This is a genomic window from Frigoribacterium faeni (assembly GCF_011761235.1).
Lineage (GTDB): Bacteria > Actinomycetota > Actinomycetes > Actinomycetales > Microbacteriaceae > Frigoribacterium > Frigoribacterium faeni_A.
The window spans coordinates 498,893-519,063 of record NZ_JAAOYW010000001.1 but is presented as its reverse complement, the minus strand read 5'-3'; the positions used below and the strand labels follow the sequence as shown (position 1 = coordinate 519,063).

Below are 20,171 nucleotides of genomic sequence, written 5' to 3'. Positions count from 1 at the left end.
GCCTCACGCCTCGGGGTCGAGCCCGACGATCTCGCTCGTCCTGTCCCAGAGCGCCTCGGCCAGCAGGTCGTCCTGGGCGTGCCGGTGCAGCCGCCCGTGGGGCTTGAGCTGCTCGAAGTAGGTGCCGTTCTCGACGCTCACCGAGCTGGGCCCGGCCAGCTGGATCAGCGGGACCGCGCCGGCGTGGGCCGAGATGCCGTAGTTGCCGTTCGAGAGCACGTTCGCCATGCGCCACATCGGCGACGACGAGCCGAACGACGTCTTGACGATGCCCGGGTGGAACGAGAAGGCCTCGAGGCCGGTGCGCCGGGCGAGCTCACGGACGAACAGGATCGTCTCGATCTTGCTCGTGCCGTACTGCCGCCAGCCGCCGAGCCACGGCCGCTTCGCCCAGTCGAGGTCGTCGAGGCGCACGCTGCCGAACAGGTTCGCCACGCTGGCCGTCGAGACGACGCGGCCCGAGCTCTCGAGCAGACGGGGCAGCAGGAGGCGCGTCAGCAGGAACGGAGCCAGGTGGTTCGACTGCAGGATGCGCTCGTGCCCGTCGTGGCTCAGCGAGCGCTCGCTCACCAGGCCGCCGGCGTTGTTCGCGAGCACGTCGATGCGCGGGTACGCCTCGAGCAGCTCGTCGGCGAGGCGGCGGACGTCGTCGAGGCGGTCGTAGTCGGCCACGAAGGCCCGGCCGCCGACCTGGTCGGCGACCGCGCGGGTGCGCTCGGCGTTGCGGCCCACGACGGCGACCTGTGCGCCGTTCTGCGCGAGCTCGACGGCGGCCTCCCGGCCGATGCCGCTGCTCGCTCCGGTGATGATCACGGTGCGGGTCATCGATATCCGCCTTCCTCGAGGCCAGCCTCGATCTCGAACCTGTTCGTCAGCGGGTCGCTGCCGGCCAGGAAGTACAGGAACGGCATCAGCATGCCGTACTTCTGCCACTGCCTCACGTGCACGGCTTCGTGCTGCAGCACGCGGGGGCCGTCGTTGTCGCGGGTCAGGTAGACCCGGCCGACGCACGTGCCTCCGCGCCTGAACGCCCACCGGGGGAGCCCCCGGCAGACGATCAGGTCGCCGACGACGCGGACCCGGCCGACGCTGAGCGGCACGCCGACGGCGAGGCCGACGGCGGTGGCCCAGGCGCAGCCGAGCCGCGACACGGGGGAGTCGAGGAACGGGTTCCTCACGGACGGCCGTAGGCGTCGAGCAGGCGCAGCCAGATCTCGCTCACGGTCGGGTAGGCGGGGACGGCGTGCCACAGGCGGTCGATCGGCACCTCGCCCACGACGGCGATGGTCGCGGCCTGCAGCAGCTCGGCCACGTCGGGCCCGACGAACGTCGCGCCGACGATGACCTTGCGCGCCTCGTCGACCACGATGCGGGCCTTGCCCGCGTAGTCGTCCGAGTGGAGGGCCGAGCCCGCGACGGCGGCGAGGTCGTAGTCGACCACCTTGACGTCGATGCCGCGCTTCTCCGCGGCGTCGGCGGTGAGGCCGACGCTCGCCACCTCGGGGTCGGTGAAGGTCACCTGCGGCACCGCGGCGTCGTCCGCGGTGGCGACGTGGGCGCCCCAGGGCTCGGTGCGGAGCTCGCGGCCGAGCGCGCGGGCGGCGATGACCTCGCCGGCGGCCCGCGCCTGGTACTTGCCCTGGTGGGTGAGCAGGGCCCGGTGGTTGACGTCGCCGACGCCGTAGAGCCAGTCGGTGCCGTGCACGAGCAGGGTGTCGTCGACCTGCAGCCAGTCGCCCGGCTCGATGCCGACGTTCTCGAGGCCGAGGTCGGACGTGCGGGGCACCCGCCCGGTGGCGACGAGGATCTCGTCGGCGACGACGACGCCGCCGTCGTCGAGGGTCACCTCGACGGTGTCGTGCTCGGTGCGCAGCACCGAGGCGGGAGACGACCCGACGCGGACGTCGACGCCCATCTCGCGCAGGGAGTCGCCGACCAGCTCGCCCGCGAAGGGCTCCTGGCCGCCGAGCAGGCCGCTCCGGGCCAGCACGGTGACCGTCGACCCGAGGCCGCGGTAGGCCGTCGCCATCTCGAGGGCGACGACGCCGCCGCCGACGATGACGAGGCTCTGCGGCACGGTCTGGGCGCTGGTGGCCTCGCGGCTGGTCCACGGGCGGGCCTCGGCCAGGCCGGGGACGTCGGGCAGCAGGGCGGAGGAGCCGGTGGCGGCCACGACGGCGTGGCGGGCGGTGTGGACCGTCCCGTCGACCGTGACCTCCTTGACGCCGGTGATGGTGGCGTGGCCGCGGATCAGGTCGATGCCCGCCGACCCCACCCAGTCGGCCTGGCCGGAGTCGTCCCAGCCGCTGGTGAACGAGTCGCGGCGTCGCAGGACGGCGGCGACGTCGACGTCGCCCGTCACGGCCTGCGCGGCGCCGCCGACCGACTTGGCGGCCCGCAGCACGGAGGTCGACCGGAGCAGCGCCTTCGACGGCATGCAGGCCCAGTACGAGCACTCGCCGCCGACGAGCTCCGCCTCGACGAGTGCCACCTCCAGACCGCTGCGGGTGGCGTAGTCCGCCACGTTCTCGCCGACCGCGCCGGCTCCGATCACGATGAGGTCATAAGTCGTCATGGCTCAGACCGTAGTCCTGGGCCCCTGTCGAGCGCCGGTGTCCCGTCAGGCGGCGTCCCGCGGACGACCCGGACAGCCGCTGGCCGTTTCCTGAGCGGGCGGTGGGAGCCGCGGGACGGGGGCGGGGTTGGGGCGTACGGTGCTGGAAAAGGCGCAGACGGCGCCCGTAGCGAGGAGGTCACCATGGGACTCGACGACAAGATCAAGAACGCCGCTCAGGACATCGCCGGCAAGGCGAAGGAGGCCATCGGAGACCGCAAGGGCGACGACAGCCTCAAGGCCGAAGGTCAGAAGGACCAGGCCGGCGCGTCCGCCAAGAAGGTCGGCGAGGACGTCAAGGACGTCTTCAAGTAGGTCGATCCGCCTCGTTCTCCACGAGCCCGTCTCCCCCTCGGGGAGGCGGGCTCTTGCGTGCGCCCGCGGTCGGCCGTGCCGGTCAGGTCGACACGAGGAGGCGGTCAGCGACCCTCGAACTCCGCCTGCGTCCTCGAGAGGAACGCCTCCATCCCGCGGCGGGCGTCGTCGGTGCGCATCAGCCGCACGAGCTCCGGCTGCAGCTCCGCCTCGGCGGCCGCGTCGCCCTCCCGCACGGCGAGCCGGGCGTTCGCCAGGGTCGCCTGCACGGCGAGGGGCGCCTGGGCCGCGATCCGACGCGCGAGCTCGAGGCCGCGGGTGCGGGCCTCGCCCTCGGGGACGACCTCCTGCACGAGCCCGATGCGCCGCGCCTCCTCGGCGTCGAAGAGGTCGCCCGTGAGCATCCAGCGCATCGCGTCGCCCCAGCCGACCCGACGGGGCAGCCGCAGGGTGGCGCCCCCGAACGGCAGGATGGCCCGGCCGACCTCGATCTGGCCGAAGCGGGTGCCCGCCTCGGCGATCACGACGTCGCTCGCGAGGGCGAGCTCGACGCCGAGGGTCAGGCAGGTGCCCTGCACGGCCGCGACGACCGGCTTCGTCAGCTGACGGCCGTCGACCTGCCACGGGTGCAGCCCGCCCTCGGGCACGACGTCGAGTCCCGTGTCGCCCACGGCCGGGGCGACGTCGGCGAGGTCGAGGCCCGCCGTGAAGTGGTCGCCGTGGCCGACGAGCAGGCCGACCCTCAGGTCGGGGTCGCGGTCGAGCAGCCCGTAGGCCAGCGAGAGCTCGCGCAGCATGCGCAGGTCGGCCGCGTTCCGCTTCTCGGGGCGGTCGAGGCCGATGACCAGCACGTGCCCGTCGCGCTCGACCGAGACGCGGGGCCGCTCGCCGGTCGTCGGGTCGACGGTCATCGCGCGAGCGCCCCGACGACGCGGAGGATCGTGCCCATGTCGTCGGCCGCGGCCGTCGCGTCGACCGGCGCGAACGAGCACAGGCCGGCGCCGACGAGCGTGAACCGCTCCTTCAGGGCCGCGATGCTCGCGACCAGCACGGCAGGGTCGAGGCCGAAGGGCTGGGGGTCGAGCAGGCCGTCGACGGACCCGGGGTCGAGCACGTCGAGGTCGACGTGCACGTACACCTCGGTCGCACCGGTCGCGGCCACCGCCTCGACGACCTCCTCCGGGGTGAGGTCGAGCGACGACACCGAGCGCACGTGGCGGCTCTCGACCCAGGTGTCCTCGGCGTCGTCGTACGTGCGCGTCCCGGCGAGCACGATGCGGCCGGGGGAGAGGCGGGCGGGCTCGGCTCCGTCGTCGAGGGCGGCCAGCTCGTCGGTGCCCTCGCCGGTCAGGGCCCGCAGCACCATGCCGCTGAAGGCGCCGCTCTCGCTCGAGCGGGGGGTGTGCAGGTCGGGGTGCGCGTCGAACCACACGACGGCGGTGTCGGGACCGAGCGCGTGCCCGACGGCGGCGTACTCGACCCCGCAGTCGCCGCCGACGACGAGGGCGGGGGACGCCTCGGCCTCGAGCTCGCGCCGCAGCGACCGGGCGACGCCCACGACCGACGAGAGGCGGTGCACCCGCGTGCCGAGCGAGTCGCCGGCGCCCACGGGGACCTCGACGAGCGTGGTCGACTTCGCCGGCAGGTCGCCCAGCACCGCGAAGGCGCCCTCCGAGAGCCGCATGGCCCTCGACGACGGAGAACCCTGCCACTGGGGGACCACGACGAACCTCATGCGCGTGAGTCTGGCACAGGGGCGACCGGCGCGGACCAGGGCCGGCTCACGCGGGCGACGACGCGCTCGAGGGGGCCGCGACCGACGAAGCGGCGCCACAGCACGGCGTAGACGAGGGTGAGCACGACGGCTGCGAGCAGCCAGCCGAGGGGCAGGCCGTAGCGTCCGCCGTCGAGGCGGTACAGGGTGAAGAGCGGCGCCGTCAGCACGAGGTGCGCGGAGTAGACGGTCAGCGGCTGGCTGCCCACGGCGGCCAACGGCGACAGGGCCACCGAGAGGACCCTGCCCGGGGCCCAGGCGGGTCGCGTGGCGAGCAGCAGCAGGCCGAGGACGGCGAGGGCCGTCCCGCCCGAGCCGACGATCTCGGCCGGGGCGCCCTCGTGCGCCGCCGGGTCGAGGGCAGGCCACGAGGAGGCGCCCGGCAGCCACCGGGACCCGTACCCGACGACCGCCGCCACGACGCCCCCGACCAGCAGCAGCACGGCGGTCCGGGTCCGACGCAGGTCGCTCCGCGCGGCGACGAGCCCGACGAGCAGGAACGGCAGCCAGACCAGGGCCGGGTACGACCCGACGAGCAGCGCGTCCTGCGCGAGGCCCGGGAGGCCGCCCGCCAGGGGGCTGCCCAGCGTCGTGACGGGCACCTGGTCGGCCAGCCAGGGGGCGACGACGGCGAGCACCGCGGCGAGCCCGAGCAGCACGGGCCGGGGCGCGAACAGGACGACCGCCAGCAGGGCGAACATGACCCCGTAGTACGGGAGGATCACGAGGACGTACTCGTTCCACGCCTGCAGCACGAGGCCGAGCAGCACGAGGACCGCCGCGCGGATCAGCACCGAGCCCACCACCCGCGAGCGCCGGCCCCGGGCGACCGGCCGGGCGCCGCCCGACGACAGGCCCAGGGACACGCCGGCCAGGGTCGCGAAGAGGATCGCCGACCGGCCGTCGAAGACGCGCTCGTCGAGCTCGACCCGGGGCCACATGTGCGCGGCGAACATGCCGAGCACGGCCAGGCCCCGGGCGACGTCGACGGCGACGACGCGGGACGCCCCGCCGTCCGCCGGGGGAGCGGCGGAGGGCGGGGCGAGCGACCCGGAGGCGGTCGTCACGCGTCGAGCGCGCCCAGCTTCAGGGCGGCCAGCCGGGCCTCGACCTCGGTCTGCTGGTCGAGGTCCTCGAGGCCCTCGAACTGTGCGTCGAGGCTGGAGGCGGCGAGCTCCTGCTGGCCGAGCACCTTGGCCTCCTCCCGCCGGACCTTGTCCTCGAAGCGGCCGATCTCGCTCGTCGGGTCGAGCACGTCCATGCTGCCGAGGGCGTCGGCGACCTGGGACTGCGCGGCGGCCGTCTTCGACCGCGCGACGAGCTCGTTGCGCTTCGCGTCGAGCTGGTCCAGCTTCGAGCGCATCCCCGTGAGGCCGGCCTTGAGCTTGTCGACGACGACGGTCTGCGACGCGATCGTCGGCTCGGCGTCCTTCGCCTCCTTCTCGGCCGAGATCTGCTTGCCGAGGGCGACCTTGGCGAGCGCGTCGAACTTGTCGGCGTCGGCGGCGTTGCCCGCGGTCCGCAGCTGGTCCGCCTTGTTGCTGGCGGCCAGGGCCTTGCGCTCCCAGTCGGCGGCCGCGGCGACGTCCTCGGCGTGGTCCTGCTCGAGCAGGCGCAGGTTGCCGATGGTCTGCGCGACCGCCGACTCGGCCTCGGCGATGCTGTTCGTGTAGTCGCGCACCATCTGGTCGAGCATCAGGGCGGGGTCCTCCGCCTGGTCGAGCAGGGCGTTGATGTTGGCCCGCGTCAGCTGCGCGATCCGGCCGAAGATGGACTGCTTCGCCATGGTGGTGTCCTCTCGTGGGGTGGTGCGTGGGTCCCGACGGGCGGCGCCCGCCGGAGGGTTGTGTCGTGATGTCGTGATGCCGTGTCCGTCGGAGGGGCAGGCCTGCTGCGAGCTCCGGTCGTCGCCTAGAAGCGTCCGCCGCCGGAACGGCGTCCGCCGCCCCCGCCGCCGCCTCCGCCGCCGAAGCCGCCGCCTCCGCCGCTGCGTCCGCCGAAGCCGCCGAGGCCGCCGAGGCCGCCGCCTCCGCCGAAGCCGCCGCCCCCGAATCCGCCGCCGCCCCCGCCGCGGCCGCCCCCGCCGAGCAGCCCGCCGAGCACGAGGCCGGTCACGATGCCGCTGAGGTCCGCGCCGCCGCGCCCGCCGCCGCCGCCGCCCCCGCCGAACGGCATGCCCTGCTGGTACGACGAGACCTCGGCCTGGGCCTCGGAGGCGGCGGTGCCGGCCAGCTGGACGGCGAGGTGCGCCTCGCCGAGGGCCTGGTCGCGGTCGGTCGTCGCGAGGGAGACCGAGGTCGCGAGGTGCCGCTCCGCCTCCGACAGGCGGGTGCGGGGCTGCGGGCCGACCGCCCCGCGCCGTGTCTCGATGAAGTCGCGCGCCGCGCTGATCTGGCTGCGGGCGGTGAGCAGCGCCTGGTCGAGGGCCGCCTGTGCCCGCCGGTCGCGCTGAGCGGCGTCGCGGAGCGCGGCGAGGACGGCGTCGATGCGCACGTTCGCGGCCTCGAGCCCGGCGAGGACGGCGAGGGGGTCGTCGGTCTGCGTCTCGGCCAGGGCGACGGCGGCCCGCGCAGCAGCCACCGAGCCGGGGACGTCGACGCCCTCGGGCGCACGGTCCGCGGGCAGGGACTCGGCCGTGGCAACGTCCTGCCGCAGCTCGGCCGAGAGCGCGGCGATCGTCGTCGCGGCGGTGCGCAGGGCCTCGGCCGCCTGGTCGACGGACGTGACGAGCTGGTCGACCTGGCCGAGCGCCTGGCGGGCGGCGCGGACGGCGCCCACCGCCTCGCCGGCGTCGTCCCGCGCCAGCGCGGCGGTCGCGGTCGCGGCCGACTCGTCCGCGAAGACGAGCAGTCGGTCGGCCTGGTCGGGGTCGTCGGCGACGGTGGCCACGGCCCGGGCCGAGTAGGTCTGCTGCAGCTGGGCGACACGGGCGCGCGCCGCCTGCACCTTCTCCCGCCGGGACGACACCTCGCCGGGCAGGGCCGCGGCGTCGCGCGGGGCGCGCTCCTCGTCGGCCCGCAGGGCGTCGAAGGCGGCCGACTGCTCGTCGAGGGACCGTCCGGCCTCGTCGCAGAGCTGCACGATCCGCTCGGTCCACTCCCGACGCTGCTCGGGCGAGTCGGGCACCGAGTCGTCGAGGCGCTGCTGCAGCTCGAAGGCCTCGCGCGCCTTCTCCCGGGCCTGCGAGAGGGCGGACGCGAACGGGGCGACCGCCTCGTCGCCGAACTGCGCGGCGGCGAAGCCGACCTCCTGGGCGCCGGCGGTGAGCTCGTCGTCCAGTGCCACGAGCAGGGCCGCCGCCCGCCGGTCGAGCTGGAGCTGCGCCGCCTCGGCCGAGCGGAACGCGCGGCGTCGGGCGCGCGACCGCACCACCGCGAAGACCACGGCCCCGGCGGCCGCGACGACGACGAGGGCGAGGAGGGCCCAGAGCAGCCATGAGAGGTCGGGGCCCGCGGCGTCGGCCGCGATGCCGTCGGCCAGGGCGACGGCGGCGCCGGCCCAGTCCGAGTCGCGCAGCTCGGGCTCGAGCACGTCCGACTGCAGGGCCTCCTGCTGGCCGGCCGTGATGGTCGAGCTGGACGACACGGAGAGGTCGTACACGCGGTCGTCGACGGCGACGCTGAGCAGCACGTCGTCGGTGCCGAGCTGGTTCCGCTCGGCCGTCGCGAGCCCCCAGGCCGCGCTGTCTGCCGGGGAGTCGAACGAGTCGACGTAGACGACGAAGAGGTCGATGCCCGCGTCGGCCGACAGCCGGTCGAGGCTGTCCTGCACCTGCGAGGCCTCGGCCGTCGACAGGACGCCCGCCTCGTCGAGGACGTACGCCCCGGCGAGGTCGACCGGCGGGGCGGCGGCGGCGGGCGACGCCACGAGGCCCGCGCCCACGGCGGCCGAGAGCAGCCCGATCACAGCGGCGGCGACCACGCCGCGCACCCGTCGTCGGCCTCGTCGACCCCTCGCGCTGACGACCACGGTTCTCCCCTCGGTGTGATGGCTGGAGTCTAGCCACGGGGCCCTGCCCCGAGCCCGGGACGGCGCCGCCCGGGGACCGAGCCCCCGAGGTGCGCCCCTGGGGAGGGGTCTCAGTCGACGAACAGCAGCACGATCGAGGCGAGCGCGCAGACGGCGCCGACCCCGAGCAGCACCCGGCCGACGATGCGCAGCGCCCGTCCGTCCTCGTGCGGCGGGTCGAGCCGGGGACGGGAAGGACGCACGGGGTCGTAGTGCACGGTCAGCTCGGTCTCGACCGGGGTGTCGATCGGGAGGTCGGCGAACTCCGTCTCGTGCAGCTCGCCCGACGAGTCCATCCAGCGCGCGGTGGCGGCGTGTGCCCAGCCGGGCGGGGGGATGACGACGCCCACGGTCTCCTCCCACCGACGGGCGGAGGCGCGCATGAGCGTGCCCGCGAGCACGAAGGGGGTGCCGACGACGAAGCCGAACCAGCCGAACAGCTCCACGACGGGGGAGACGACGGAGAGGGCATCGGACACCGCTCGATCGTACTGTGACGGGTGCCGGTGCACGGACCGTCCTAGACTCGACCAGCCCCGACGACCCCGGAGACCGCCGACCGTGACCCGCCCCCCAGCGCTCGAGCGCGTCCCCGCCCCGCTGCTCGCCGTCGCGGCCATCGTGTCCGTGCAGTTCGGCGCGGCCCTGGCGCGGACGCACTTCGACGCCCTGGGCCCGCACGGGGCCGCGGCGCTGCGCCTCGGCTTCGGCGCCCTCGTCCTGCTCGCCGTGTTCCGTCCCCGCGTCCGCGGCTGGTCGGGTCGCACCTGGCTGGGCGTCGTGCTCCTCGGCGCCGCCCTGGCCGGCATGAACCTGCTCATCTACCTCGCGATCGACGTCGTGCCCCTCGGGGTGGCCGTGACGCTCGAGTTCCTCGGGCCCCTGGTGGTGGCGCTCGTGCAGACGCGTCGCGTCGTCGACGCCGCGTGGGCGGTCCTCGCCCTGGGCGGCGTCGTCGTGCTCGGGCTCGACTCGACCGGGGCCACGCCGCTCGTCGGCATCCTGCTCGCGCTCGGGGCGGGGGCGTTCTGGGCCGGCTACATCGTCGCCAACGCGAGCCTCGGCCGGGGCGACGACTCCCTCGGCGGCCTCGCCGTGGCGATGACCGTGGCCGCCGTCATCGTGGTGCCGCTGGGCGCTCGCGACGCGGCCGTGGCCGTCTCGGCCGACCCGAGCCTCCTGCTCGTGTTCCTGCTCGTCGCCGTGCTCACGAGCGCCTTGCCTTACTCCCTCGAGATGGTCGCCCTGCGCCGCCTGCCGACGCGCGTGTTCGGGGTGCTGTCGAGCCTCGGCCCGGCCACCGCCGCGGTGGCGGGGCTGGTCGTGCTCGGCCAGGCGCTGGGCGCCCGGGAGCTGCTCGCCCTCGCCCTCGTCACGGCGGCGAGCGTCGGCGTCACCGCGACCGCTCGACGGCCACGTCGTGCCGATCCCGTCGCCGAGGCTCCGCCGACCTGACGCTGTACCCTGACGGGCCGGATCGTCGGGGCGTCGACCCGTCGTCGTCATGAGCCAGGCTGGACGTCGTGTACCCCGTCCCTCCGGATTCGCGGGGTACTGTCCGGTGACCGGCCTACCCGAGGCCGCCCCGACCAGAGGAGGACATCATGGGTGCTGTTCTTGAGAAGACCTCGCGAGCGGAGGTCGTGCCGCTCGGCGACGGCTTCCACCGCGTCTCGACGCCGACGGCAGGAGTCATCGGCTTCGTGCACGAGGCCGACGACCGTTTCGAGGTGCTGCGCGGCCGCGTCCGCACGGCGACCCGCGCCGAGGGCGTGTACCGCACGCTCGACGTCGCCGTGATCGCGCTGACCTACAGCTGAGACCCGGTCCGTGACCGTCCCCGCGACGACGATGTCGTGAGCCGGTCACGCCGTTCCCTCGGCAGGCAGGGCGTGACGAGACGCCGCCACCACGACGAAGGCCCCGCAGCTGCGGGGCCTTCGTCGTGTCGCCCCTCGCCGAGCGGCGGGAGGCGCGGTGCTCCCGATCAGACGACCAGGAGGTGCGGTGCCCCCAGAAGGATTCGAACCTTCGCCCCTGCCTCCGGAGGGCAGTGCTCTATCCCCTGAGCTATGGGGGCCAGGGACGTCGACAAGGCTAGCAGCGATTCGGCGGCCCGACGGACGCGACGACGGGACGGGAGCAGGCTGGGCGGGTGACCCCTCCCGACTCCGCGCCCAGCGCCTCCTCGTCCTCGTCGTCGTTCCGCGACCGTGTCCGCTCCGCCGCGTCGCCTCGCCCCGACGTGACCGAGCTCGACGTGCGGTCGTCGCCGGCCGAGCCCGTCGGGCTGTTCCTCGACTGGCTCGACGCCGCGGTCGACGCGGGCGTGGTGCAGCCCCACGCCTTCGTCCTGTCGACGGCGTCGTCGGCGTCGGGTCCTACCGCGCGCACGCTCCTGCTCAAGGACGTCGACGAGGCCTTCTGGTTCACCTCGTCGTCGCTCAGCCCGAAGGGCCGGCAGATCGCCGAGGACGAGCGCGTGGCCCTGACCTTCCTCTGGGCCGCCCAGGGGCGCCAGGTGCGCGTGACGGGGTCCGCCGTCGCCGGCCCGCGCGAGGTCGCCGAGCAGGACTTCCGTCACCGGCACCCCGACTCCCGCGCTGTGGCGATCGCCGTGCCGCAGAGCACCGAGGTCGACGACGAGGCAGCCGCCGAGGCGGCGCTCGACCGTGCGCGGAGCCGCGTCGAGGCCGACGACGAGCTCGTGCCCGACGACTGGACCGCCTACCGCGTGCTGCCCGTGTCGGTCGAGTTCTGGCAGGCCACGATCGGCCGCGACCAGGTGCGCGTGCGGTACGACCGCGTCGGCGACGACTGGCGCCGCGCCTCCCTCTGGCCCTGACGACCCCGACCCGGGTCCGGGTCCGGGCCCGCGCCCGCGCGGCGGCTGCGGCGTAACCGAGCGACACACGGCTGGCGACCCCGGCGGGCGCGGACGACCATGGGGGCATGACTTCCTCTCTCGTCCGCCCCGGGTCCGCTGCCGTCGTCGCCGCGGCCCCGATGCTGGCCGTGGTCGAGGTGACGCGGCGCAGGCCCCAAGCGCCGCGGTACCACGCGTACGTGCAGACGCTCAACGAGCGGCTGGTCGAGGCCGCGGCCGAGCTCGGCTGGGACGCCCGGCGCTTCGCCGCGGGCGACCTCGGGGCCGCCGAGCTGCTGCGGGCGACGGACGGCGCCGCGGCCGTCGTCGTCGCCGGCGGCGAGGACCTCGACCCGGCGACCTGGGGCGGCCGTCGCGGCTACGAGGGCGAGGGACGCCACGACGAGGAGGCGGACGCCGGCCAGGTGGCCCTCGTGCGTCGGGCGCTGGCCCGGTCCACCCCGCTGCTCGGCATCTGCCGCGGTCACCAGGTGATCGACGTGGCCCTCGGCGGCACCCTGGTGCCCCACCTCGACGACGCCCACGGGGTGCACCGCGGCTCGGGTCCGGTCGAGAGCCTCATGGTCGACCACGACGTCGTGCTCGAGCCCGGCAGCCGCGTGGCGGCGGCCCTCGGCGCCACGACGGCGCGGGTCCGCAGCGCTCACCACCAGGCCGTCGACCGCCTCGGCGAGGGCCTGCGGGTCGTCGCCCGGACCGCCGACGGGGAAGTAGAGGCGGTCGAGCACGAGACGGCCCCGATCACGGGCGTGCAGTGGCACCCCGAGGACCGCGGCGCCGACCGCGGCCAGCTCCCGCTGCTGCTGTCGCTGCTCGCCGAGCAGGCCGGCGCCGCCGCCCGCGCGGCCTGACGACCGCGCGTCGAGCCCCGCCGGGCCCCGCCGGACGCCCGCGCCCCAGCCGGTAGGATCGACCACCGTGACCCCCGCCGAACTCTCCACGTCCCTGCTCGCCGTCGTCGACGGGGTGCTCCGGCGACGAGGCGTCGCCGACGACGTCGTCGTGACCCCCGCCGACGTTGTGCTCGAGCGCCCGCGCAACCGCGACCACGGCGACTGGACGACCAACGTGGCGATGAAGTTCGCCAAGCGCGTCGGGGCCTCGCCCCGCGACCTGGCGAGCGAGATCGCGGCCGAGCTCGCCGAGGTCGACGGCGTGTCCGACGTCGACGTCGCGGGCCCCGGGTTCGTCAACGTGCGGCTCGACGCCGCCGCCGCCGGGCTGCTCGCGAAGACGATCGTCGAGCAGGGCGCCGACTTCGGCCGTGGCACCTACTACGACGGCGTCACCATCGACCTCGAGTTCGTCTCGGCCAACCCAACCGGGCCCATCCACATGGGCGGCGTCCGCTGGGCGGCCGTCGGCGACAGCCTCGCGCGGGTGTTCCAGGCCCAGGGCGCGCTCGTCACCCGCGAGTACTACTTCAACGACCACGGCGGGCAGATCGACCGCTTCGCCCGCAGCCTGCTGGCCCGCGCGCTGGGCGAGCCCGCGCCCGAGGACGGCTACGGCGGGCAGTACATCACCGACATCGCCGACCGCGTCCTCGCCGCGACCGACGTCGACGTGCTCGCCCTGCCCCGTGACGAGGCGCAGGAGGCGTTCCGCTCGGCCGGCGTCGACTTCATGTTCGACGACATCAAGGCGTCGCTGCACGACTTCGGCGTCGACTTCGACGTGTACTTCCACGAGAACGCCCTTCACGAGTCGAAGGCCGTCGAGCGCGCCGTCGCCCGCCTCCGCGAGCTGGGCCACGTGTACGAGTCCGAGGGCGCCACCTGGCTGCGCACGACGACGTTCGGCGACGACCGCGACCGCGTCGTCGTCAAGAGCGACGGCGAGGCGGCCTACATCGCGGGCGACCTCGCCTACTACCTCGACAAGCGCGAGCGCGGCTTCGAGCGCAACCTCATCATGCTGGGCGCCGACCACCACGGCTACGTGGGCCGCATGATGGCGATGTGCGCCGCCTTCGGCGACGAGCCGGGCGTGAACCTCGAGATCCTCATCGGCCAGATGGTCAACCTGCTCCGCGACGGCGAGCCGGTCCGCATGTCCAAGCGCGCCGGCACCGTCGTCACGATGGAGGACCTCGTCGACGCGGTCGGCGTCGACGCCGGTCGCTACGCCCTGGTCCGCAGCCCCGTGAACAGCTCGATCGACATCGACCTCGACCTCTGGACGCGGCGCACGAACGACAACCCCGTCTTCTACGTGCAGTACGCCCACGCCCGCACCCGGTCGGTGGCCCGCAACGCCGAGGCCGCGGGCGTCCGGCGCGACGCGTTCGACGCCTCCCTGCTCGTGCACGAGACCGAGAGCGCCCTGCTCGGCGCCCTCGCCGAGCTGCCGCGCGTCGTCGTGCAGGCCGCCGAGCTGCGCGAGCCGCACCGCGTCGCCCGGTACGTCGAAGAACTGGCCGGCACCTACCACCGGTGGTACGACAGCTGCCGCGTCACCCCGCTGGGCGACGAGGAGGTGACCGACCTGCACCGCACGCGCCTCTGGCTGAACGACGCGGCGGGCCAGGTCATCCGCAACGGCCTCGGCCTGCTCGGCGTCTCCGCGCCCGACAGGATGTGACGACCCCGTGAGCGACGTGGACGACGACTTCTTCTCCGAGCGGGCCGTGCCGCGTCGCCGCGCCCGGGGCGCGGCGGCCGGGCTCTTCGTGGTCGTCGGCCTGCTCGTCGTGCTCCTGCTGCTCGCGGTCGTCGCCGACGTCGTGACCCGCGGGCTCGTCGAGCAGCGTGCCGCGGCCGAGCTCGAGACCGCGACGGGGATCGACGACGTCACGGTCGACGTCCACGGCCTCTCCGTGCTCTGGCAGATCGTGCAGGGGTCGCTCGACGACGTGACGGTCTCGTCCGGCTCCGCCGCCGACCCGGTGTCGTTCCGCGTCGACGTCAGCGACGTGCCGACCGACCTCGAGGGCACCTCCGGTCCGGTGACGGGCACGCTCTCGGCCGACTCCGCGACCGTCAGCTCGCTCGAGGGCGTCTCGTCCGAGGGCGCCACCGTCGCACTCGGCGACGGCGAGGTCACCTACGCCCGCTCGTTCGACGTGCCCGTGCTGGGCGCCGTGCCCGTCGACGTGACCGCGACCCCGTCGATCGTCGACGACGGCCGGGCGCTCTCGTTCGCCCCGACCCGGGCCTCGCTGCCCGACACCTCGCTCTCGGTCGACCTCACGAGGTTCCTCGGCGACTTCGCCCAGACCGTCTGCGTCGCCGAGCAGCTGCCCCAGGGCGTCGTGCTCACCTCGGTCGACGTCCAGCCCGACCGGGTGCGGCTCGGGCTCCGGTCGGACGGCCTGCCCCTCACCTCGTCCGGCCTCGCCGCGAAGGGCGCCTGCAGCTGATCCCCGGCGCCACGCGTCCCGGATGCGTCGCCGTCACCGCCGTCGCCGCCGTCGCGGTCGCCGTCACCGTCGCCGGCTGTCGCTAGGCTCGTCGTCGTCCCGCTCCTCCCCACCACCCCCGAGGTCCCCGTGTCGCCCAACCCCCTCGCCCCCGACTGGCTGCTCGAGCCCGACGACGTCGACGCGCTCGCCCCCTCGGTGTGGTCCCACGGCGCGCACCGCGCCGACGACGGCGTCGTCTCCGTCGCCGGCGTCGCCGCCCCCGAGCTCGTCGCACGGCACGGCAGCCCGCTCTACGTCGTCGACGAGGACGACTTCCGAGGGCGTGCCCGCGGCGCGAAGGAGGCGTTCGACCGCGAGCTGGGACGCGTCGGCACCAGCGCGATCGTCTACTACGCCGCCAAGGCGTTCCTCTCGGTCGAGGTCGCCCGGTGGGTGGCCGACGCGGGCCTGCGGGTCGACATCTGCACCGGCGGCGAGTTCGCGGTCGCCGCGGCCGCCGGCGTCGACCCGGCACGGATGGCGTTCCACGGCAACAACAAGTCGCTCGCCGAGATCGACCGCACCGTCGCGGCCGGCATCGGCAACATCGTCGTCGACAACGCCGACGAGGTCGACCGGGTCGCGGAGGCCGCCGCACGCCACGGGGTGGTCCAGGCGGTGCGGGTCCGCGTCAACAGCGGCGTGCACGCGTCGACGCACGACTACCTCGCCACGGCGCGGGAGGACCAGAAGTTCGGCATCACCCTGGCCGACGCCCCCGGCGTCGTCGCCCAGATCCGTCGCAGCCCCTCGCTGCGGCTCCTCGGGCTGCACTCGCACATCGGGTCGCAGATCTTCGGCTCGGACGGGTTCGGCGAGGCCGCGCGGCGCCTGCTGGCGCTGCACGCCGAGCTGCTGGCCGACGGCCCCGTGCCCGAGCTCAACCTGGGCGGCGGCTTCGGCATCGCCTACACGTCGGTCGACGACGCCCGTCCGCTCGACGAGCTCGCCGCGGCCCTGGCCGACATCGTCGCCGGCGAGTGCGCCCGGCTGGGCATCCCGCTGCCCGTCGTGGCCGTCGAGCCGGGACGCGTGATCGCGGGCCCGGCCGGCACGACCCTCTACACGGTCGGCACGGTCAAGGACGTGGCGGTCACCGTCGACGAGCAGACGGGCGAGACCGCCGTGCGGCGCTACGTCAGCGTCGACGGGGGCATGAGCGACAACGCCCGGCCGGCCCTCTACGAGGCCGACTACAGCGCGCGCGTCGTCAGCCGCGCCTCCTCGGCGGGGCCTGCCCTCGCGCGGGTCGCGGGCAAGCACTGCGAGAGCGGCGACCTCGTCGTCCTCGCCGAGTACCTCCCCGCCGACGTGGCCCCGGGCGACCTGCTGGGCGTGCCCGCCACGGGCGCGTACTGCTGGAGCCTCGCGAGCAACTACAACCACGTCGGGCGGCCGCCGGTCGTCGCCGTGCGCGACGGGGCCTCGCGGGTCATCGTCCGCGGCGAGACCGAGGCCGACCTGCTGGCCCGCGACGCCGGCCTCGACTGACGACGGCCCGCCCGCCGCACCGGACGACGACGGTCGACCCCTTCCTGCCCGACAGCCCACGGCGCCCCGCCGGGACGCCACCACAGAACGGAACACCATGGACGAATACCGCGACGTGAGGGTCGCCCTGCTCGGCGCCGGGTCGGTCGGGTCGCAGGTCGCCCGCCTGCTCCTCGAGCACGGCGACGAGCTCGCCGGCCGCGCCGGTGCCGGGCTCCAGCTCGTGGGCATCGGCGTGCGCGACCTCGACGCCCCCCGCGACGTCGACCTGCCGCGCGAGCTGCTCACCACCGACCTCGAGTCGCTGATCCTCGGGGCCGACATCGTCGTCGAGCTCATGGGCGGCCTCGAGCCCGCACGGCACCACGTGCTGCAGGCGCTGCTCTCGGGCGCCGACGTGGTCACCGGCAACAAGGCCCTGCTCGCGCACCACGGCCCCGAGCTCTTCGCCGCGGCGGAGCAGGTCGGCGCGCAGCTCTACTACGAGGCGGCAGTCGCCGGGGCGATCCCGATCATCCGGCCCCTGCGCGACAGCCTTGCCGGCGACCGCATCCGCCGCATCATGGGCATCGTCAACGGCACCACCAACTTCATCCTCGACCGCATGGACACCGACGGCGACACGCTCGAGGACGCCCTGGCGACGGCGACCGAGCTCGGCTACGCCGAGGCCGACCCGACGGCCGACATCGAGGGCTACGACGCCGCGCAGAAGGCGGCCATCCTCGCCAGCCTCGCGTTCCACACCACCGTCCCGCTCTCGGCGGTCCACCGCGAGGGCATCACGTCGGTCACCCACGAGCAGGTGCAGGCCGCGCGCAAGGCGGGCTACGTCGTGAAGATCCTGGCGATCTGCGAGCGGCTGACGGACGCCGACGGCGTCGACGGGGTCAGCGCCCGCGTGTACCCGGCCCTGGTGCCGCTCGACCACCCGCTCGCCGCGGTGCACGGGGCCAAGAACGCCGTGTTCGTCGAGGCGGAGGCGGCGGGCGACCTCATGTTCTACGGCGCCGGCGCCGGAGGGGTCGAGACCGCCTCCGCGGTGCTCGGCGACCTCGTCTCGGCGGCCCGTCGCCACGTCGTCGGTGGCCCCGGCGTCGCCGAGTCGACGCAGGCCGACCTCGCGGTGCTGCCCGTCGGGCACGTCGTCACGCGCTACCAGATCACCCTCGACGTGGCCGACCAGCCCGGCGTGCTCGCCGAGGTCGCCACCGTGCTGAGCCAGCACGGCGTGAGCGTGCACAGCGTCGAGCAGACCGGGGGCCTCGAGCCCGGCGCGTCGCGCGACGCGGAGGCGGCCCCCGCGACCGCTACCCTGATCATCGGCACGCACCGTGCCCGCGAGTCGGATCTCGCCGCCACGGTCGTCGCCCTCCGCAACACCACGGTCGTGAACTCGGTCACGAGCGTGCTGAGAGTCGAAGGAGCCTGATGGCCCACCAGTGGCAGGGTGTCCTGCGCGAGTACGCCGACCGTCTCGACGTGACCGAGGCGACCCCCGTCGTCACGCTCGGCGAGGGCGGCACGCCCCTCATCCCGGCGCCCGCGCTGTCCGCGCGCACGGGGGCGAAGGTCTTCGTGAAGTACGAGGGGATGAACCCGACGGGCTCGTTCAAGGACCGCGGCATGACCATGGCGATCTCGAAGGCCGTCGAGCACGGCGCGAAGGCCGTCATCTGCGCCTCGACCGGCAACACGTCGGCGTCGGCGGCCGCCTACGCGGCGCACGCCGGCATCACGGCGGCGGTGCTCGTGCCCGAGGGCAAGATCGCCATGGGCAAGCTCAGCCAGGCCGTCGCGCACGACGGCCAGCTGCTGCAGATCCAGGGCAACTTCGACGACTGCCTCGACATCGCCCGCGACCTCGCCGATAACTACCCGGTGCACCTCGTCAACTCGGTCAACAACGACCGCATCGAGGGCCAGAAGACCGCCGCCTTCGAGGTCGTCGACGTGCTCGGCGACGCCCCCGACTTCCACTTCCTGCCCGTGGGCAACGCCGGCAACTACACCGCCTACACGCGCGGCTACCGAGAAGACCTCGAGGCCGGCCGCGCGACCCGTCTGCCGCGCATGTTCGGGTTCCAGGCGTCCGGCTCCGCGCCGATCGTCGCCGGCGAGGTCGTCAAGCACCCCGAGACCATCGCCAGCGCCATCCGCATCGGCAACCCGGCGTCCTGGCAGCTGGCCCTCGAGGCCCGCGACCTGACGAACGGCTGGTTCGGCGCCATCACCGACGAGGCCATCCTCGCGGCCCAGAAGATCCTGTCGGCCGAGGTCGGCGTCTTCGTCGAGCCCGCCTCGGCGATCAGCGTCGCCGGCCTGCTCGAGCGGGCCGACGCGGGCGTCGTCCCGGCCGGCGCGACGGTCGTCCTCACGGTGACCGGCCACGGCCTGAAGGATCCCCAGTGGGCCCTCCGCCGCGCCGACGGCTCCGAGGTGGCGCCGACGGTCGTCGCCAGCGACACCGCGCGCGTCGCCGAGGTGCTCGGGCTCGTCCCGGCGTCTGCATGACCACAGGGGCGGCCGGGCGGTCGGTGCTCGTGAGGGTGCCGGCCACGTCGGCCAACCTCGGCCCGGGCTTCGACACGCTGGGCCTCGCGGTCTCGCTCTACGACGAGCTCGTCGTGACGGCGACCGACGCCCCGGGCGTCGAGGTGCACGTCGACGGGGTCGGGGCCGGCGAGGTCCCGACCGACGCCTCCAACCTCGTGGTGCGGGCGATCGCCGCCGCCTTCGCCTCGGCGGGGCAGCCGCTGCCCGGCCTCCGGCTCGAGGCCCGCAACGTCATCCCGCACGGTCGCGGCCTCGGGTCGTCGGCCGCCGCCATCGTGTCCGGCGTCGTGGCGGCCAAGGGCCTGCTCGAGGGCGTCGTCGACTTCTCGTCGGCCGATCTGCTCCGCATCGCCACCGAGATGGAGGGGCACCCCGACAACGTCGCCCCGGCGCTCTTCGGCGGCCTCACCATCGCGTGGATGACGTCCACCGGCCCGTCGCACAAGCGCCTCCTGGTGCACCGCGGCGTCTCGCCGGTCGTGTTCGTGCCCCGCACCACGCTGTCGACCAAGCTGGCCCGCAGCCTGCAGCCGGCCTCGGTGCCCCACGAGGACGCCACGTTCAACGTCTCGCGGTCGGCCCTCCTCGTCGCGGCGCTGATCCAGAGCCCCGAGCTGCTGCTCGCCGCGACCGAGGACCGCCTCCACCAGAGCTACCGCGCCAGCGCGATGCCCGAGACCGACGCGCTGATCACGATGCTGCGCGACGCGGGCCTCGCGGCCGTCGTGTCCGGCGCCGGCCCCTCGCTGCTCGTGCTCGGCAGCGACCCCGGCCAGCGCCTCCTGGCGGCCGAGATCGTGGCCGAGCACTCCGTGTCCGACTGGCGTGCCCTGATGCTCGCCGTCGACCTCCGAGGTGCTACAGTGAGGCCGCACCCGGCTGTGAAATCAGGTCCCCTGGGCATCTAGCAGCGCCTCCTCGGTTCTCGAGTGGGCACGACGAGTCCTCAGGCTCCTCGACTTCCCCCGGGTCGCACATCCCGTAGTGCACATCTCGCAGCGCTCGTCCGCCTATCTGGCGTACGCGCGCCGCACCTCCGTGAGCTCGTCTGCGCATCCCGCGCAGCGCGCACCCGCGCAGGGCCTGCCACAGGGCAGTCCCCGGGCCACGAGGTGTGACCAGC

20 protein-coding genes and 1 tRNA gene are annotated in these 20,171 nt (G+C 74.7%); 11 read left to right on the top strand and 10 right to left on the bottom strand.

Annotated elements, in window-relative coordinates:
• Positions 1-3: 3 nt before the first annotated feature.
• From FHR78_RS02370 to FHR78_RS02360, 3 genes are read right to left on the bottom strand one after another with little or no spacing between them, the layout of a single operon-like run.
• Positions 4-825: an SDR family NAD(P)-dependent oxidoreductase gene (locus tag FHR78_RS02370; protein ID WP_166758899.1), complete on the bottom strand. Its 822-nt coding sequence runs from the start codon at positions 823-825 to the stop codon at positions 4-6.
• Complete coding sequence (locus FHR78_RS02365) at positions 822-1,178, bottom strand: Fe-S oxidoreductase (RefSeq protein WP_347878013.1); 357 nt, start codon at positions 1,176-1,178, stop codon at positions 822-824. Before FHR78_RS02365 ends, FHR78_RS02370 begins: the two co-directional genes overlap by 4 nt.
• Positions 1,175-2,575, bottom strand: coding sequence for a dihydrolipoyl dehydrogenase family protein (locus tag FHR78_RS02360; RefSeq protein WP_166758898.1), 1,401 nt, complete (start codon positions 2,573-2,575; stop codon positions 1,175-1,177). Before FHR78_RS02360 ends, FHR78_RS02365 begins: the two co-directional genes overlap by 4 nt.
• 183 nt (positions 2,576-2,758) lie before the next feature.
• Between FHR78_RS02360 and FHR78_RS02355 the strand changes: the two genes are divergently transcribed.
• Positions 2,759-2,929, top strand: coding sequence for a CsbD family protein (locus FHR78_RS02355; RefSeq protein ID WP_123546355.1), 171 nt, complete (start codon positions 2,759-2,761; stop codon positions 2,927-2,929).
• Positions 2,930-3,033: 104 nt separating this feature from the next.
• Here FHR78_RS02355 and FHR78_RS02350 read toward each other — a convergent pair whose 3' ends face one another.
• From FHR78_RS02350 to FHR78_RS02325, 6 genes are all read right to left on the bottom strand, one after another.
• A complete protein-coding gene (locus FHR78_RS02350) occupies positions 3,034-3,840 on the bottom strand; it encodes a crotonase/enoyl-CoA hydratase family protein (protein ID WP_166758897.1) in 807 nt (268 codons plus the stop codon).
• Positions 3,837-4,664 (bottom strand): arginase family protein, encoded by an 828-nt coding sequence (locus FHR78_RS02345; RefSeq protein WP_166758896.1) that lies wholly within the window; start codon positions 4,662-4,664, stop codon positions 3,837-3,839. The genes FHR78_RS02350 and FHR78_RS02345 overlap by 4 nt, the downstream gene beginning before the upstream one ends.
• On the bottom strand, positions 4,661-5,770 hold the full coding sequence (locus tag FHR78_RS02340) for a DUF418 domain-containing protein (RefSeq protein WP_166758895.1): 1,110 nt from the start codon (positions 5,768-5,770) through the stop codon (positions 4,661-4,663). Before FHR78_RS02340 ends, FHR78_RS02345 begins: the two co-directional genes overlap by 4 nt.
• Positions 5,767-6,489, bottom strand: a complete 723-nt coding sequence (locus FHR78_RS02335; protein WP_166758894.1) for a PspA/IM30 family protein — start codon at positions 6,487-6,489, stop codon at positions 5,767-5,769. Before FHR78_RS02335 ends, FHR78_RS02340 begins: the two co-directional genes overlap by 4 nt.
• A gap of 125 nt (positions 6,490-6,614) precedes the next feature.
• Positions 6,615-8,624, bottom strand: coding sequence for a TPM domain-containing protein (locus FHR78_RS02330; protein WP_166758893.1), 2,010 nt, complete (start codon positions 8,622-8,624; stop codon positions 6,615-6,617).
• Between the two features lie 158 nt (positions 8,625-8,782).
• Complete coding sequence (locus FHR78_RS02325) at positions 8,783-9,190, bottom strand: hypothetical protein (protein WP_166758513.1); 408 nt, start codon at positions 9,188-9,190, stop codon at positions 8,783-8,785.
• Positions 9,191-9,272: 82 nt separating this feature from the next.
• Here FHR78_RS02325 and FHR78_RS02320 point away from each other — a divergent pair, with 82 nt between their 5' ends.
• Complete coding sequence (locus FHR78_RS02320) at positions 9,273-10,166, top strand: EamA family transporter (protein WP_347878012.1); 894 nt, start codon at positions 9,273-9,275, stop codon at positions 10,164-10,166.
• A gap of 149 nt (positions 10,167-10,315) precedes the next feature.
• A complete protein-coding gene (locus FHR78_RS02315) occupies positions 10,316-10,531 on the top strand; it encodes a hypothetical protein (protein ID WP_166758891.1) in 216 nt (71 codons plus the stop codon).
• A gap of 188 nt (positions 10,532-10,719) precedes the next feature.
• Here FHR78_RS02315 and FHR78_RS02310 read toward each other — a convergent pair.
• Positions 10,720-10,791: transfer RNA gene (locus FHR78_RS02310), tRNA-Arg, on the bottom strand.
• Positions 10,792-10,866: 75 nt separating this feature from the next.
• Here FHR78_RS02310 and FHR78_RS02305 point away from each other — a divergent pair.
• From FHR78_RS02305 to thrB, 8 genes are all read left to right on the top strand, one after another.
• Positions 10,867-11,556, top strand: coding sequence for a pyridoxal 5'-phosphate synthase (locus FHR78_RS02305; RefSeq protein WP_166758890.1), 690 nt, complete (start codon positions 10,867-10,869; stop codon positions 11,554-11,556).
• 107 nt (positions 11,557-11,663) lie between these two features.
• Positions 11,664-12,449, top strand: coding sequence for a gamma-glutamyl-gamma-aminobutyrate hydrolase family protein (locus FHR78_RS02300; protein WP_166758889.1), 786 nt, complete (start codon positions 11,664-11,666; stop codon positions 12,447-12,449).
• A 67-nt stretch (positions 12,450-12,516) separates the two neighbouring features.
• Complete coding sequence (gene argS / locus FHR78_RS02295; RefSeq protein ID WP_166758888.1) at positions 12,517-14,181, top strand: arginine--tRNA ligase; 1,665 nt, start codon at positions 12,517-12,519, stop codon at positions 14,179-14,181.
• 7 nt (positions 14,182-14,188) lie between these two features.
• Positions 14,189-14,959, top strand: coding sequence for an LmeA family phospholipid-binding protein (locus FHR78_RS02290; protein ID WP_166758887.1), 771 nt, complete (start codon positions 14,189-14,191; stop codon positions 14,957-14,959).
• Positions 14,960-15,088: 129 nt separating this feature from the next.
• Positions 15,089-16,492 carry a diaminopimelate decarboxylase gene (gene lysA, locus FHR78_RS02285; protein ID WP_166758886.1) on the top strand — a complete coding sequence of 468 codons (1,404 nt, stop codon included), beginning with the start codon at positions 15,089-15,091 and terminating at the stop codon, positions 16,490-16,492.
• Positions 16,493-16,589: 97 nt separating this feature from the next.
• Complete coding sequence (locus tag FHR78_RS02280) at positions 16,590-17,924, top strand: homoserine dehydrogenase (protein ID WP_166758885.1); 1,335 nt, start codon at positions 16,590-16,592, stop codon at positions 17,922-17,924.
• Complete coding sequence (gene thrC, locus FHR78_RS02275; protein WP_166758884.1) at positions 17,924-19,006, top strand: threonine synthase; 1,083 nt, start codon at positions 17,924-17,926, stop codon at positions 19,004-19,006. The genes FHR78_RS02280 and thrC overlap by 1 nt, the downstream gene beginning before the upstream one ends.
• Complete coding sequence (thrB, locus tag FHR78_RS02270; protein WP_166758883.1) at positions 19,003-19,956, top strand: homoserine kinase; 954 nt, start codon at positions 19,003-19,005, stop codon at positions 19,954-19,956. Before thrC ends, thrB begins: the two co-directional genes overlap by 4 nt.
• Positions 19,957-20,171: the final 215 nt, after the last annotated feature.

Bases quoted from the DNA above. Each gene is read 5' to 3' on its own strand.
- FHR78_RS02355 (WP_123546355.1), top strand. From the start codon at position 2,759: ATGGGACTCGACGACAAGATCAAGAACGCCGCTCAGGACATCGCCGGC.
- thrC (WP_166758884.1), top strand. From the start codon at position 17,924: ATGGCCCACCAGTGGCAGGGTGTCCTGCGCGAGTACGCCGACCGTCTC.
- FHR78_RS02360 (WP_166758898.1), bottom strand. From the start codon at position 2,575: ATGACGACTTATGACCTCATCGTGATCGGAGCCGGCGCGGTCGGCGAG.
- FHR78_RS02345 (WP_166758896.1), bottom strand. From the start codon at position 4,664: ATGAGGTTCGTCGTGGTCCCCCAGTGGCAGGGTTCTCCGTCGTCGAGG.
- FHR78_RS02370 (WP_166758899.1), bottom strand. From the start codon at position 825: ATGACCCGCACCGTGATCATCACCGGAGCGAGCAGCGGCATCGGCCGG.
- FHR78_RS02335 (WP_166758894.1), bottom strand. From the start codon at position 6,489: ATGGCGAAGCAGTCCATCTTCGGCCGGATCGCGCAGCTGACGCGGGCC.
- thrB (WP_166758883.1), top strand. From the start codon at position 19,003: ATGACCACAGGGGCGGCCGGGCGGTCGGTGCTCGTGAGGGTGCCGGCC.
- FHR78_RS02350 (WP_166758897.1), bottom strand. From the start codon at position 3,840: ATGACCGTCGACCCGACGACCGGCGAGCGGCCCCGCGTCTCGGTCGAG.
- FHR78_RS02300 (WP_166758889.1), top strand. From the start codon at position 11,664: ATGACTTCCTCTCTCGTCCGCCCCGGGTCCGCTGCCGTCGTCGCCGCG.
- FHR78_RS02280 (WP_166758885.1), top strand. From the start codon at position 16,590: ATGGACGAATACCGCGACGTGAGGGTCGCCCTGCTCGGCGCCGGGTCG.
- FHR78_RS02315 (WP_166758891.1), top strand. From the start codon at position 10,316: ATGGGTGCTGTTCTTGAGAAGACCTCGCGAGCGGAGGTCGTGCCGCTC.